The organism is Kocuria sabuli (assembly GCF_040981185.1).
GTDB classification, from domain to species: Bacteria; Actinomycetota; Actinomycetes; order Actinomycetales; family Micrococcaceae; genus Kocuria; species Kocuria sabuli.
Genome location: NZ_JAVHZE010000002.1, coordinates 221097 through 234890, shown reverse-complemented (window position 1 = coordinate 234890; position 13794 = coordinate 221097). Strand labels below are relative to the sequence as shown.

Genomic DNA, 13794 nt, shown 5'->3' with positions numbered 1-13794 from the left:
CGATCCCCCGACCCCGACTTCTCTGGAGGCACCGATGTCCGACGCATGGCTGGTGGTGGGACTGGGCAACCCCGGACCCGAGTACGCCCGCACCCGGCACAACGTGGGACAGATGGTCCTCGACGAGCTGGCCTCCCGGCTCGGCGGCGGCTTCAGGACGCACAAGGCCCGCGCCCAGGTCCTCGAGGCGCGGCTGCGCCCGGGCGGGCCGCGGCTGGTCCTGGCCAAGCCGATGACCTACATGAACACCTCCGGCGGGCCCGTGGCCGGGCTGGCGAAGTTCTACGACATCGCCCCCGAGCGGATCGTCGCCGTGCACGACGAGATCGACATCCCCTTCGCCGCGCTCAAGCTCAAGATCGGCGGGGGAGAGGGCGGGCACAACGGCCTGCGGGACATGTCCAAGGCGCTGAGCACCAAGGACTACCACCGGGTGCGCGTCGGTGTGGGCCGCCCGCCCGGGCGGATGGACGCCGCGTCCTTCGTGCTCAAGCCGTTCTCCACCGTCGAGGCCAAGGAGCTCCCGTTCCTGCTCGACGACGCCGCCGACGCGGTCGAGCACCTCGTCGAGAACGGGCTGCTCGAGGCGCAGCAGAAGTTCCACGCCCGGTGACTCCCGCCCGCGGGCCGTGGACGCGGGAACCTGCTGAGCTGTGGCCCGTGCGCGTCGCGGCCGTGGCCATGCTGCTCGACGCCCTGCTCCTGATCACCCACGTCCTGCACCGCAGCGCCTCCGTGCTGGACCCGGACGGCAGCTCGTTCTTCCCGTTCCGCCGTCCCGCGCTGTGGAACGGCGGCCTGGACGGCTCCCTCGTCGAACTGTTCGGCCTTCTGCAGCTCGGCGCCGCGGCCGTCCTGCTCCTGGGGGACGGTCTGCGCGGCCCGGCGCGCCGCGTGCTCGCCGCGTGGGGCGGGATCCTCCTGCTCCTGCTCGCCGACGACCTGTTCCGGATCCACGAGCGCGTGGGCGCCCGCCTCGCCCTGGACCGGCTGGTGCCCTCGCTGGGCGCGACCACGGCCCAGGAGCTCGGCGGCCTGCTCTTCTGGGCCGTGTCCGGGCTCCTCCTGGTCGGCGGGCTGGTCCGCCTGCACCGCCGGAGCGCGCCGGCCGCACGCGCCGCGTCCTGGACGCTGCTGACCACCGTGGTGCCGTTCGTGCTCGTCGCCGTGGGCTACGTGCTGCTGGGTCTCGCCCGGCCCGGACTGCTCGACGGCCCCGAGGGCGAGGCGGTGGCGCTGGTGCGGATCACGGTGAAGCTGCTGACCACGACGCTGCTGCTCGTCCAGGCCCTGCGCCTCACCGCCTCCCGCCCGTGACCCGGCCGTGCCGTGCCGGACATCTTCTCCTGCGACGACGACGCATGACGGACCGCGCTGGCTCGCGTTCCCAGAAGTGAAGTAGCATTCGCACAGGCCATGGTGGCCGTTTCATGATCCTGGGCGCGGGGGCATCCTGTGGACGCCCGGGACCTGTCGTCAAGGGAATCGGGGGATTCCGGATGCATCGAATATTCGCACGTCCGCCTGTGGGACGCGGAGGGGAACCGGTCCCCGCGCCGCACGGCGGACGCGCTCAGAACCCGGGCCTGCGGGGCCCGTACCGGAGGAACGCCGGGGCCTCCCGGTCCGTGTGGCTCGCCGCCTCGGTGATCTCCGGCTCCGCCGTCGCGCTGACGTCGACGGGGGTCTCCGGGGCCCTGGCCTTCATGCCGCCCGTCGTGCCGGCAGCCGAGACCACCGCGGCGCAGGCCGAGGAACTGGTGGTCAACGGCTCCCTGGCGGAGGGGGAGGGTGCTCCCCGCTGCTTCTTCTCGGCCGGCTGGGGCGAGCGGACGGTGCAGGAGGGGCTGTCCACCGACGTGCCGGCGGGTTCCGCCGCAGGTGCCCGGTCCTACTCCCTGAAAGTCAGCGGCTACGCCTCCGGCGACGCCAAGCTGCTGCAGGCCGAGGCGGCCGGGTGCGCGCCCACCGTGGCCGCGGGGCAGAGCTACGACCTGTCGGTGGACTACAAGTCCACCAGCGACCGCAACTCCGTGACCGTGTTCGTGCACACGGCCGAGGGCTGGCGCTACCACACGGACCTGAAGATGCTTCCGGCCAGTGCGGAGTGGACCACCGCCCAGGCCCGGATCGAGAACCTGCCCGCGGGCGTGGACCGGGTGTCCTTCGGGATCTCCCTGTCCGGCGACGGCGAGCTGAAGACCACGAACTACTCCCTGCAGCCGGTGCAGGCGGAGACGCCGCCGCCGAGCCCGGGCGACGGCGAGCTGGTCGTCAACGGGGCCCTGGCCACGGGCGACGGGGTCCCGACCTGCTTCCTGCCGGCCGGCTGGGGGGACAGGACGCTCCAGCAGGAGCTCGACACCGACGTGCCGGCGGGGTCGCCCACGGGTGCCCGCTCCTACTCGCTGCAGGTCAGCGGCTACGCCTCCGGCGACGCCAAGCTGCTGCAGGCGGAGACGGAGGGCTGCGCGCCCACCGTGGCCGCGGGGCAGAGCTACGACCTGTCGGTGGACTACAAGTCGACCAGCGACCGCAACTCGGTGACCGTGTTCGTGCACACGGCCGAGGGATGGAAGTACCACACGGACCTGAAGATGCTCCCGCCCAGCGCGGAGTGGACCACCGCCCAGGCCCGGATCGAGAATCTGCCCGCGGGCGTGGACCGGGTGTCCTTCGGGATCTCCCTGTCCGGCGACGGCGAGCTGAAGACCACGAACTACTCCCTGCAGCCGGTGGAGACCGAGCCGGCGCCTCTACCGCAGTCGCCCGAGCTGGCCGGTCAGTGGGACGTCCTCGAGACCGAGCTGCCCATCCGGGCCATCCACACCACCCTGCTGCACGACGGACGGCTGCTGCTCATCGCCGGGTCCGGCAACGACGGCAACCAGTTCGCCGCCGGCACCTTCCGCGCGGTGGTCTGGGACCCGGACACGAACGAGTTCACCGAGATCCCGGTGCCGTACGACATGTTCTGCGCCGGTCACGTCACGCTCCCGGACGGCAAGGTGCTGCTCGCGGGTGGAACGATGGCCTTCCCGGAGGAGGACGCGGGCCCCAACACGTTCAAGGGGTCCAAGCAGAGCTACTACTTCGACCCCGCGGACAACACGTTCCACAAGATCAGCGACATGGCCGGTGCGCACTGGTACCCGTCGCTGACCAAGCTCGGGAACGGGGACATCTGGGCCGCCGGTGGCCTCGACGAGAAGGCCGAGGGCACCGTGCTCACCGAGATGTTCGACTCCTCCTCGATGAGCTGGCTGCCGCAGAACAGCGTTCCCCAGACCTGGAGCTACTGGGGGACCTACCCGCACATGTACCTGCTGGACGACGGGAAGATGTTCTACAGCGGCGGCCACACCTTCGGCAACGGTCTGCCGGGCACGGGCGCCTCCCTCTACGACTGGCAGAAGGCGGCGATCTGGGACGTCCCCGGGCTCCGGGAGAAGGACCTGCGGGACCAGGCGGGATCCGTGTTCATCGGACCGGCCCAGGACCAGCGGGTGATGATCGTCGGCGGCGGCAACACGGACACCAATCTGCCCGCCACGAACCTCGTCGACATCATCGACCTCAACCAGGAGTCCCCGGCGTACGAACCGGGGCCCGACCTGCCCGGTCCCGGCAAGGCCTACGTCAACCTGGTGAACCTGCCCGACCGGACGGTCCTGGCGGCCAACGGCGCCCAGTACAACCGCAGCGGTGACGTGCTCACCGCCGCTCTGTACGACCCGGAGGCCAACAGCTGGACGTCGATCGACCCGGACCCCGTGGGACGCAACTACCACTCGTCCTCCATCCTGCTGCCCGACGGCCGCGTGGCGGTGTTCGGCTCGAACCCCGCTGACAACTCCTTCGACTTCCGGATCTCCGTCTACAGCCCGCCGTACCTGTTCCAGGGCGACAGGCCGCAGATCCTGCAGACCCCGGAGTCCGCCGGACACGGGGACGTCCTCGAGCTCGGCGTGGGGGGCGAGGTGGTCTCCGCGTCCCTGATGGCGCCGATGTCCGCCACGCACCAGACCGACACCAATGCCCGGCTCGTCGACCTGCCCCTGGCAGGGGAAGGGAGCACCAGGACGGTGCAGGTGCCGGACAACCCCAACCTGCTGCCCCCCGGTCCCTACATGCTGACGGTGCTCGACGCGAAGGGCGTTCCCAGCGAAGCGAAGTGGGTGTGGATCTCATGAGTGCACAGAAGCGCAGAGGCGGCCGGCTGGCACTGCTGACCGGAGCGGCCCTGGTGGTGCCCTTGGCGGTCGGCGCCACGGTGGTCGCCGCGGAACCGGAGAGGTGGGGTGGCCTGCCGCCGACCGTGGCCGCGGACCGCAGTCCGAGCCCGGCGCCGGGAGCAGGCCCTGCCGACGCTCCGGGCCGGGGCGCAGGTCAGGGCGCGGGCCCGGCCGCGGGGGCGGCGGACGAAAAGGCGGCCCCGAAGGGTGATGCCCGTGCCGACGCCCCTGCCGGTGACCGGAGGCCGGGGACGTCCCCGGAACCGGGTGCGGCCCGGGAGCCGAGCGGGAGCCTGGCGGAGGCGGCGGCGCGGGAGCCGTCGTCGGCGCCGCGGGCGAAGGAGGCGCAGGCCCACGGCCTGGAACGAGCCGCGGGACAGGAGCCGGAGAACGGCGAGGGGGCGCGGGGCAGGTCGGGCGAAGCGCTGGACCGGACGAAGGGCCTGACCCGGCGCGCCGACGTGGCACCCGACCAGGTGCACGACGCGGACACCGCCCCGGGCGGCTGCCTCGCGGAGTACGGCGAGGCGGGGCAGTGCCTGCCCACGGTCCCGCCCAGCCTCGCCAAGCACGTCCGGGACATGGAGCAGGCGGGCCAGGACGTGAGCTCCATGCCGCACCACTGGGACTGCGCCGAGGTGCGCACCTTCTTCCCGGAGGGCATCGCGGTCCGGCAGGCCGGGGTGGACCCGCAGGGCCTGGACACCGACGAGGACGGCACTGCCTGCGGCGCGGGCGACTGACCGCTCCGCACGGTGAGGAAGCCCCGCGAACCGAAGGGTTCGCGGGGCTTCCTGCTGGGCGGCCGTGCTGCCGGAGGCGTCCCGCCGGGCAGCCGGACGAGGGGGCGACGACGCGGTCACCGCTGTCGGCGGCTGCCTCGCCATGCTCCGCTGGGCATGGGGGCTCCTCCTGCGTCGGCGTGGTGACGGGCGTGTGCACAGGCGCGGTTTCCACGGGCCGGCGTCGGGAGCCGGCGCTGGTCCAGCGGTCGCCGTGAAAGGCGCTCGGGTTCCCGTCACACAGAAGTGGTGGTCGTCATACGCGGGTATCGGCAGGTACCCACCGGTAGCGTTTGTGAAAGCACTCGCCGGCCCTCCTGCCTCTTCTGCGGTCGGCGCCCTTGCCGGCAAGGAGTCGTGGCCATGCGTCGTTCTCGATCGCCCCTGATCCTCATTCGCTCGGTCGTCGGAATGCTGGTGGCCTTGATGCTGCTCGGCACCGTCGGTCTCGCCCCGGGCACGGCGGCACCGGTGCGCGAGCAGGCACCGTCCGGAGCCGCGTCGGTGACCTCGCCGTTCGCCGACGTGCCCACCAGCCACGACTTCTACGAGGAGATCTCCTGGCTGGCCCAGACCGGGGTCTCCACCGGGTGGTCCGGACCCGAGAACACGAGGCTGTTCCGGCCCTATCAGCCGGTGCTGCGCGATCAAATGGCGGCCTTCCTGTACCGGATGGCCGGTTCCCCGGCCTTCGAGGCCCCGGCGACCTCGCCGTTCGCCGACGTGCCCATCAGCCACGGCTTCTACGAGGAGATCTCCTGGCTGGCCCAGGCCGGCATCTCCAACGGGTGGACCCGATCTGACGGCACCAAGATGTTCCGCCCCTATCAGCCGGTGCTGCGCGATCAGATGGCGGCCTTCCTGTACCGGATGGCCGGGTCCCCGGCCTTCGAGGCGCCGGCGATCTCACCGTTCGCCGACATACCCACCAGCCACGGCTTCTACGAGGAGATCTCCTGGCTGGCCGCCACCGGGGTGTCCACCGGGTGGTCCGGGCCCGAGCGCACCAGGCTGTTCGGCCCCTATCGGCCGGTGCTGCGCGATCAGATGGCGGCCTTCCTCTACCGGATCGACCCGCTTCTGCCGGGCCGCGACGCCCCGACCACTGAGATCGTCAACAGCGGTGATTCGGCCTACGCGATCCGGGCCGACGGCACGGTCTGGGCCTGGGGCAGGAACGATTTCGGGCAGCTGGGCAACGGCGCCACGACGGACTCCTCCGTGCCCGTCCAGGTGGCGGGGCTCTCCGACGTCGAGAACCTCGAGACGAACATCTCCGCCACGTACGCGCTGCGGACGGACGGCACGGTCTGGGTCTGGGGCGGCGTCATGACGGACTCCTCCGTGCCGGTCCAGATGGCCGGACTGTCCGGAATCCGGAGCCTCGCGACGAACACCTCCACTGCGTACGCCTTGCGAGCCGACGGCACGGTCTGGGCCTGGGGCGCCAACAGCTTCGGTCAACTCGGCGACGGCACCACGACGGAGTCCTCCGCACCCGTCCAGGTCACCGGGCTGTCCGACGTCCGGAGCATCGCGGCAGACCACTTCACCGCGTACGCGCTGCGGGCGGACGGCACGGTCTGGGCCTGGGGCCGGAACAACTTCGGTCAGCTCGGAAACGGCACCACGACCAACTCCTCCGTACCGGTCCAGGTGGACGGACTGTCCGACGTCGAGGACCTCCGCCCGGCACGGGACTCCGCCTACGCACTCACGACCGACGGCACGGTCTGGGCCTGGGGTGGCAACTACGCCGGGCAGCTGGGCAACGGCGCCAGGGCCGACTCCTCCGTGCCCGTCCAGGTCACCGGGCTGTCCGACGTCGAGAGCCTGGAAACGGAGCACACCTCCGCGTACGCGCTCACCACGGACGGCAGGGTCTGGGCCTGGGGATCGAACGCCTACGGCCAACTGGGCAGCGGCACCACGGCACCGCTCTCCTCGGTTCCGGTGCAGGTCAGCGGTCTCTCCGCAGTCCGGAGCATCGAGACGAACGGTTTTTCCGCCTACGCGATCACGGCCGACGGCACCCTTCGGGCGTGGGGCCACAACGTCAGCGGTGAACTGGGCAACGGCACCACGGCCAACTCTTCTCTGCCCGTCCAGGTGGCCGGGCTGTCCGAGGTCCAGAGCGTTGAGGTCCACCACTACGGCTCCGCGTATGCGCTCACCGCCGACGGCACCCTCTGGGCCTGGGGCGGCAACCACTACGGTCAACTCGGCAACGGCACCCGGACGGACTCCTCCGTGCCGGTCCGGGTGAGCCGGCTCAACGGCTGACCCACCACCGGTCACAGTCGTCCGGCAGGCCCGTCGGCCCTGGCGACCGGGAGGGCGGCTCCCGTCGTCGAGGCGAGGGACCGACCGCTCCGCAGCACGAGGAAGCCCCGCGAACCGGAACGGTTCGCGGGGCTTCCTGCTGGGTCGTGCGGTGCTGCGCAGCGCGGCACGGTGCCGTGCACCCGGGCGTCAGCCCTGGACGCGGTGCACGGTCCAGTCGCCGAAGCTCTGCACCGGCACGGCGTTGTCCAGCGCCCGCCGTGCGGTGTCGAGGCCGAGGTCCTGGACGGTGCGCTCCGTCGCGGGGCCGAGGACGACCCACTCGACGTCCTTCCACCCGTCCGGGTGCTCCACGCGGAACTGCGGGTCGAGGTCGGCCTTCTCGATCGCCACCGTCCTCCACGGGTCCTCGTGGTCGCCGGCGTTCAGGTCCTGCCACAGCGCGTAGGGGACCAGGGCGGTGTCCTCGGCCGGGACGTTCTCCTGCACCCAGGCGAGGGTCGAGGACCAGTCGGTGTTCGCCTCCTGGGTGAGCAGGTCGCGGTCCTGCGCGATCCAGTGCGGTGCGAGGACCAGCCCCACGGTCCCCACGAGCGCCGCCGCGGCGGTGCCCCGCGCTGCCGCGCCGGCCCGGGACCGCCAGGAGGGGGTCGTGCGCAGCAGCCGGTTCCACACCATCTGGAGGGCGACCCCCACGGACAGCGCCAGGAAGGGCACGATGCCGATGACGTACATCGCCGGCAGATATCCGTCGGGAAGGAGCACGGGCAGCGAGAAGACCGCGACGGCCACGGGGAGCCACGCGCTGCTGCGGCGGGTCAGGCACACGAGTCCTGCGAGGACGCCGCCCACGATCAGGTGCTGGTCGTAGTGCAGCCAGCCCTGCAGGAGGGTGGCGCGGTCGGAGCCGTCGTCCCAGAGCGCTCCGGAGCCGTTGCGCTCCATCAGCTGGAGGACCACCGCCTCCTGGAGCGACACGCGGCCCGGGGCGGCCAGCAGCTCCCAGTTGAGCAGGGCCATGAGGGGGTAGAAGGTGAGGACCAGTCCGCCGACCACGAGGAAGCCCACCACGGAGAACGCGCGGTTGGACCAGGTGGGCCGGTTGACGAGGGCCACCAGCAGGGCCGGGCCGAAGACCGCCATGGTCTCCTTCGAGAGCACGGCCAGGGCGAAGAAGACGCCGGCGCCGACGTGGTGCCACAGGGCCTTGCGCTCGTTCAGCGCGAGGTAGAAGGCGAGCAGCAGCCAGGGGAGCGCGATGTTGTCGAGGTAGATCTGCCGTCCCAGGGTCAGCGACAGCGGGGACAGCAGCACCAGGGCGGCCGCCAGCACCGCCAGGGGCGGCTGGACCCGCATCCGCCGGGCGATCAGGTAGGTGAGGACGACGGTGGCCACGAAGAAGGGAAGGACCGCGAACCGGGTGGCGCCCACGTAGGTGCCGTCGCCCAGGCCCAGTGCCTGGGGGATCCAGGCCAGGACGCCCAGCTGGATCCAGCCCAGGGGAGGATGGTCGTACTGGTAGGTGTACGGTGCCAGATCGCCACGGAGCACGCTGAAGGCCTGGGCGGTGTAGGTGCCCTCGTCGTCCATGTAGGGCGAGGCGCCCGTGAGGTTCCACGCGCCGAGCACGGCCGTGACCACGCAGAGCACCAGCACGGTGATGCCGTCGACGCCCGGACCGGGACGGTTCCCGGGCAGACGCAGCGGAGCCCGCTCGGGCCGGGTGGAGACGACCGACATGAGCCTTCCGGGGCGGACCGGTGTCTGCGTGGCCATCAGGATGCCGTCCCGTCGAGGAGGAGCGCGGGGCGCCCGCCCCCGGACGGGTGCTCGACGGCGCCGGGCCGGACGTCCGCACGAGGACGAGCGCTCGCCGGGACCCGGACGGGCACCGGCTGCGCCACCGGGGAGACGTCGGCGTAGACCACGCGCGAGTGGTAGAGGTACCGAAGGAGGAAGGCCCCCACCAGCGTGCCCGCCTGGGCCAGCAGGCTGGGCACGCCCGCGAACTCCACGAGCAGCCACAGCAGGGGCAGGCGGGCGGCCGCGTCGACGTTGTTGAAGCCCGCGGAGTGCAGGAACCGGCGGCGCAGGCTGCCCGCACCCTGCCGCTGGGCGTGGAACACCATCCGCTCCTGCATCAGGAAGTTGGTCAGGATGGTGATCTCCGCGGCCACGATCGCCGCGACGACGTAGTGGACGCCCAGGCTCACGAGCACGCCCATGATCAGGAGGTTGAGCACGGCGCCGATCCCTCCCACCAGCCCGAAGCCGGCGATCCGGCCGAAGCGCAGACCGGCCAGCTGACGGATGAAGCGCACGCCCTCCTTCAACGATGCCTTCGACTCCCCGGCGAACCGCTCACCGAAGACGAACGGCACCTCCAGCACGCGCAGCCGGTGGCGGCAGAGGATCTCCAGCAGGATCTTGAAACCCGTGGGCTTGAGCCGCTCGACCTCCACGGCCGAGCGACGGAAGCCGAAGAAGCCCGTCATGGGATCGCTGCAGTGCTCGAGGCGGCGCGGGAACAGGGCCCGGGACAGCAGCGTGGCACCGGACGAGACGAGTCGCCGCGTGCCGTTGGCCAGTCCGCCGGCGTCGCCGCCGTTGCCGCAGTAGCGCGAGGCGACGACGACCTCGGCGTCGGCCGCCCGGAGGCGGTCGAAGAGGACGGGGATCATCTCCGGCGGGTGCTGGAGGTCCCCGTCCATGACCAGGCAGTACACCGCCCGGCTGGAGCGGACGCCCTCGATCACGGCGCCGCCCAGGCCGCCGACGGGGTCGTCGCGGTGGATCAGGCGGACCGGGACGGTGCTCCTGGCGGCGGTGGTCCGGATGACGTCGGGGGTGTGGTCCCGGGAGTCGTCCACGAAGACGATCTCGGCGTCGATGCCCGTGCAGGCCGCTTCGGCCCGGCGGACGAGCTCGGCGATGTTCGGCGCCTCGTTGAAGGTGGGCACGATGACGGTCAGTTCCATGGTGGTGTTCTCCCCTGGACGATGTTGCTGCGTGCGGCGGTCGGTGCGGTGCGGATCTAGTCGTTCAGCACGCGGTGGATGCTCCACCCGCCGAAGGTCTGCACCGGGACCGAGTTCTCGAGCGCCTCCCCGGCCGTGGTGAGCCCGAGCTGGTCGATGTTCGACTCGACGAAGGGGCCCACGAGGACCCAGTCGATGGCGTCCGCGCCCTCCGGGTGCTGGTTCAGGAACTCGGGGTCCAGATCGGCCTTCTCGGTGGCCACGACGCTCCAGGCGTCGGACCAGCCGCTCGCGCTGAGGTCCTGCCACATCGAGTACGGCGCCAGGACCGTGTCCTCCCGGGGGATGTTGTCCTCGGCCCACGCCAGGGCGGAGGACCAGTCCTGGTTGGTCTGGTGGGTCAGCAGGGTCCTGTTCTGGCCCACCCACTGGGGGGCGACCGTCACCAGGAGGACGAAGGCGACCGTCACCGCCCCCGCCGCGCGCACCGCACGGCGCACGGACGGCACCTGGAGGTCCGCGACCCGCTCCAGCCGTCCCCACGCCATGTTGAGGGCGCAGCCGACGGCCAGGGCGAGGAAGGGCAGGACGCCGATGACGTACATGGCCGGCAGGTAGCCCTCGCCCGTGACGATGGGCAGGGCGAAGAAGGCGATGCCCACCGGGATCCACACGCTCCGGCGCTGCACGAGGCAGAGCACGGCGGCCACGAGACCGACCACGACGAGGGGGCGGTCGTAGAAGAGCCAGCCCTGCAGGAGCTCGGCCCTGCTCGAGCCGGCCTCCCAGATCGACCCGGAGCCCGAGCGGGTGAGGAACTGGTACACCAGCGCGTCCTGCAGGGACACGTGACCGGCGCCGGAGAAGAACTCCCCCCGGAGCAGGGCCATGAGCGGGTACAGCGCGAGAGCGGCGCCCCCGACGACCAGGAAGCCGACGACGGAGAACGCCCGGTTGCTCCAGGAGGGACGGTTCAGCAGCGCGAGCAGCAGCGAGGGGCCGAAGATCGCGAGGGTCTCCTTGGACAGCACCGCGACGGCGAAGAAGACGCCGGCGCCGATGTGGTGCCACAGGGCGTTGCGCGGTGAGAGCACCAGGTAGTACGCCAGAAGCAGCCAGGCCACGCCGATGTTGTCCAGGTAGACCTGCCGCCCGATCGTCAGCGCCAGGGGGGACAGCGCGAACAGCGCCGCGGCCACGACGGCCAGCGGGCGGCGCACCTCCATCCGGCGGGCGATCAGGTAGATCAGCACCGCGGTGGCGACGAAGAACGGGGCGATGACCATGCGGGCCGCGCCGACGTGCGTGTCCTCGCCCAGTCCGAGCAGCTGGGGCAGCCACACCAGGAGCCCCAGCTGGATCCAGCCCAGGGGAGGGTGGTCGTACCAGTAGGTGTACGGGGCCAGTTCCCCGTCCTCCAGCACGCTGAAGGCCTGGGAGGTGTACGTGCCCTCGTCGTCCTGGAAGGCCGAGGACTCGGTGATGTTCCACACGCTCAGCACGGCCAGTGCCACCAGGAGGGCGGCGAGGACGGCGAGGACCACGCGGTCGCGCGGGACGCGGCGCGCGCCGTCCCGCAGACGGCCCCAGGTCCCGGGGCCCGTCGCGTGCTGCGAGATCGGGGACGGAGCGGTCGCGGGCTCCGCCTCCACGACGGTCATGGTCCGGCTCATGCCCCCACGACCTCTCCGGTGCGCTGCACGTAGGTGAGGTGGGCCCCCGAGTGGGAGGTCTTCTCCCAGCGGAAGTCCCCGCGGTAGAACTTGACCAGCGCGCGGACGGCGGCGAAGGCCAGCACCAGCTGGTAGAACGGGGTGCTGACCACGAGGCGCAGGTAGTCGTAGGCGCTGACCCGGAAGCGGTGGTCGCGGCCGAACTCGTGCAGCATGCACACGTCGAAGGCGATGGTGGCCAGCGTCGGGATCAGGGGCAGGAACGCGATGAGGGTCACGGCCATCGGGAAGTCGCCCCACACCGCGGCGATGATGGCGATGGGGATCACCAGTCCGGCGAAGGCCATGAAGTGCTGCTGCATCAGCGTCCACCAGGCCAGCGCCCGGCGGCGGCGGGTGGGCAGCTGCTTCCAGTCGCCCTTGGCGTACACCTGCATGAAGCCCAGCGACCAGCGGGTGCGCTGCTTCACCAGGCCCTTGAGGCTGTCCGGGGTCTCCTCCCGGGTGACGAGGTCGGGGGAGTAGGCGACCACGATCTGCCGGCCCAGGGTGGAGAGCCGCACCCCGAGGTCGCAGTCCTCCGCGAGGCAGTCGGTGTCCCAGCCGCCGACCTCGTTGAGGAGGTGCCGCTTGATGAACACGGTGTTGCCGCCGAGCGGGATGAATCCCTTGTTGGCGTGGGCGTGCAGGCGGGAGCGGAACCAGGTGAAGTACTCGAGGCAGTTGCGCAGGGAGTACCAGGTGTCCTTGAAGTTGATCAGCTGCACCGCGCCCTGGACGACGTCGGCGTTGCGGCCCACGAAGCAGCTGTCGATGTTGCGCAGCAGGTCCGGGGCCGCGATGGACTCGGCGTCGAAGACCCCTACGATGTCGTTGCGGCACATCAGCAGTGCCGCGTTGAGCTGCAGGGGCTTGTTCTTCACGGCGCTGCCCTCCACGCTGACGCGGACGCTGTCCGGGTGCTCCGCGGCGAGACGCTCGGCGATGGCCACGGTCTCCGGGTCGTCGTGGCCCACGGAGATGATCACCTCGACAGCCCGGTGCGTCTGGTGCAGCAGCGCCTCCAGCGTCGCCCGCATGACGGGCTCCTCCTCGTGGCGGCACGGCATGATGAGCGAGAAGGAGTGCTGCTCCTCGGCCAGCACACCGCCGTAGAAGGTGCGCTCCTGGGTCTTGGGATCCCACCAGGCGTAGGTGTTGAGGTACAGCGTGGACGTGGTGATCGCGAAAAGCACGAGCGCGATCATCACGACCAGTGCGGACAGCAGGACGGCAAGCATGGTTCTCCCCCCGGAGGTGCTCAGTACATGGATGATCTGGGGAGGACCGCGATGCAGCCCTCCGGAGGTCGCCGGTCGGCGACCCTCAGGACTCGTGCGCGGATTCCCCCGAACCCGGGACGCTCGAGCTGATGGAGCGGTTCACGGCAGCGGACGTGCCTGCACCCGAAGTGCAGCTCCTCGTCCGATCGATCAATGCATGCACAGCAACTCCCCCTGAGTGACGGATCGACCGCCGCACCACCCCGTCGGCTCACGACGTGGACGCGGTGGTCAACGTCGCGAGGACCCGGCGCTGACGGCGAGGTGCGCCGCCGTGCCGAGCCACCGCGCTGGGCAGTGCTGTCGATGTCCCGGTTCGCCGCCGGCGCGTTCTGCGCCGTTCCCCCGACGATCCGGTGCGCTCAGGTTCTCAAGGAGATCGGTCGAATGCGAATCGAAGCGTACGCACATAAATGGAGCATCATGTGAATAAGCATGTGTTTCCGGCCCCGCGCTGGTGCGGGAAATGTGTAGTTGCCATCGTGAATGGTTGCATTCGATATCACGCTTGTGGGCCGGTC

Annotated in this window: 9 protein-coding genes; 5 read left to right on the top strand and 4 right to left on the bottom strand. The window is 71.0% G+C overall.

From position 1 onward, the window contains the following. The first annotated feature begins 34 nt into the window (after positions 1 to 34). The 5 genes from pth (at position 35) to RE027_RS03240 (ending at position 7300) form a co-directional block, all read left to right on the top strand. Positions 35 to 613: an aminoacyl-tRNA hydrolase gene (gene pth, locus RE027_RS03260; protein ID WP_368806802.1), complete on the top strand. Its 579-nt coding sequence runs from the start codon at positions 35 to 37 to the stop codon at positions 611 to 613. Then, positions 610 to 1317 (top strand): DUF8692 domain-containing protein, encoded by a 708-nt coding sequence (locus RE027_RS03255; RefSeq protein WP_368806801.1) that lies wholly within the window; start codon positions 610 to 612, stop codon positions 1315 to 1317. Before pth ends, RE027_RS03255 begins: the two co-directional genes overlap by 4 nt. Positions 1318 to 1526: 209 nt before the next feature. Further along, complete coding sequence (locus RE027_RS03250; protein ID WP_368806800.1) at positions 1527 to 4193, top strand: galactose oxidase-like domain-containing protein; 2667 nt, start codon at positions 1527 to 1529, stop codon at positions 4191 to 4193. Then, entirely contained in the window at positions 4190 to 4978 is a 789-nt protein-coding gene (locus RE027_RS03245) for a hypothetical protein (protein WP_368806799.1), read from the top strand. Before RE027_RS03250 ends, RE027_RS03245 begins: the two co-directional genes overlap by 4 nt. 402 nt (positions 4979 to 5380) lie before the next feature. Next, positions 5381 to 7300 carry an S-layer homology domain-containing protein gene (locus RE027_RS03240; RefSeq protein ID WP_368806798.1) on the top strand — a complete coding sequence of 640 codons (1920 nt, stop codon included), beginning with the start codon at positions 5381 to 5383 and terminating at the stop codon, positions 7298 to 7300. A gap of 189 nt (positions 7301 to 7489) precedes the next feature. Here the strand turns inward: RE027_RS03240 and RE027_RS03235 are convergent, their stop codons facing one another. From RE027_RS03235 to RE027_RS03220, 4 genes are read right to left on the bottom strand one after another with little or no spacing between them, the layout of a single operon-like run. Continuing rightward, entirely contained in the window at positions 7490 to 9076 is a 1587-nt protein-coding gene (locus RE027_RS03235) for an ArnT family glycosyltransferase (protein WP_368806797.1), read from the bottom strand. After that, positions 9076 to 10278: a glycosyltransferase gene (locus RE027_RS03230; protein ID WP_368806796.1), complete on the bottom strand. Its 1203-nt coding sequence runs from the start codon at positions 10276 to 10278 to the stop codon at positions 9076 to 9078. The genes RE027_RS03235 and RE027_RS03230 overlap by 1 nt, the downstream gene beginning before the upstream one ends. Before the next feature lie 56 nt (positions 10279 to 10334). After that, positions 10335 to 11951 (bottom strand): ArnT family glycosyltransferase, encoded by a 1617-nt coding sequence (locus tag RE027_RS03225; RefSeq protein WP_368806795.1) that lies wholly within the window; start codon positions 11949 to 11951, stop codon positions 10335 to 10337. Next, positions 11948 to 13231 (bottom strand): glycosyltransferase family 2 protein, encoded by a 1284-nt coding sequence (locus RE027_RS03220; RefSeq protein ID WP_368806794.1) that lies wholly within the window; start codon positions 13229 to 13231, stop codon positions 11948 to 11950. The genes RE027_RS03225 and RE027_RS03220 overlap by 4 nt, the downstream gene beginning before the upstream one ends. Positions 13232 to 13794 lie beyond the last annotated feature (563 nt).

What these genes read in the sequence shown, in the direction of transcription:
- RE027_RS03245 (WP_368806799.1), top strand. Translation starts at nt 4,190, where the DNA reads ATGAGTGCACAGAAGCGCAGAGGCGGCCGGCTGGCACTGCTGACCGGA.
- RE027_RS03240 (WP_368806798.1), top strand. Translation starts at nt 5,381, where the DNA reads ATGCGTCGTTCTCGATCGCCCCTGATCCTCATTCGCTCGGTCGTCGGA.
- pth (WP_368806802.1), top strand. Translation starts at nt 35, where the DNA reads ATGTCCGACGCATGGCTGGTGGTGGGACTGGGCAACCCCGGACCCGAG.
- RE027_RS03220 (WP_368806794.1), bottom strand. Translation starts at nt 13,231, where the DNA reads ATGCTTGCCGTCCTGCTGTCCGCACTGGTCGTGATGATCGCGCTCGTG.
- RE027_RS03235 (WP_368806797.1), bottom strand. Translation starts at nt 9,076, where the DNA reads ATGGCCACGCAGACACCGGTCCGCCCCGGAAGGCTCATGTCGGTCGTC.
- RE027_RS03230 (WP_368806796.1), bottom strand. Translation starts at nt 10,278, where the DNA reads ATGGAACTGACCGTCATCGTGCCCACCTTCAACGAGGCGCCGAACATC.
- RE027_RS03225 (WP_368806795.1), bottom strand. Translation starts at nt 11,951, where the DNA reads ATGAGCCGGACCATGACCGTCGTGGAGGCGGAGCCCGCGACCGCTCCG.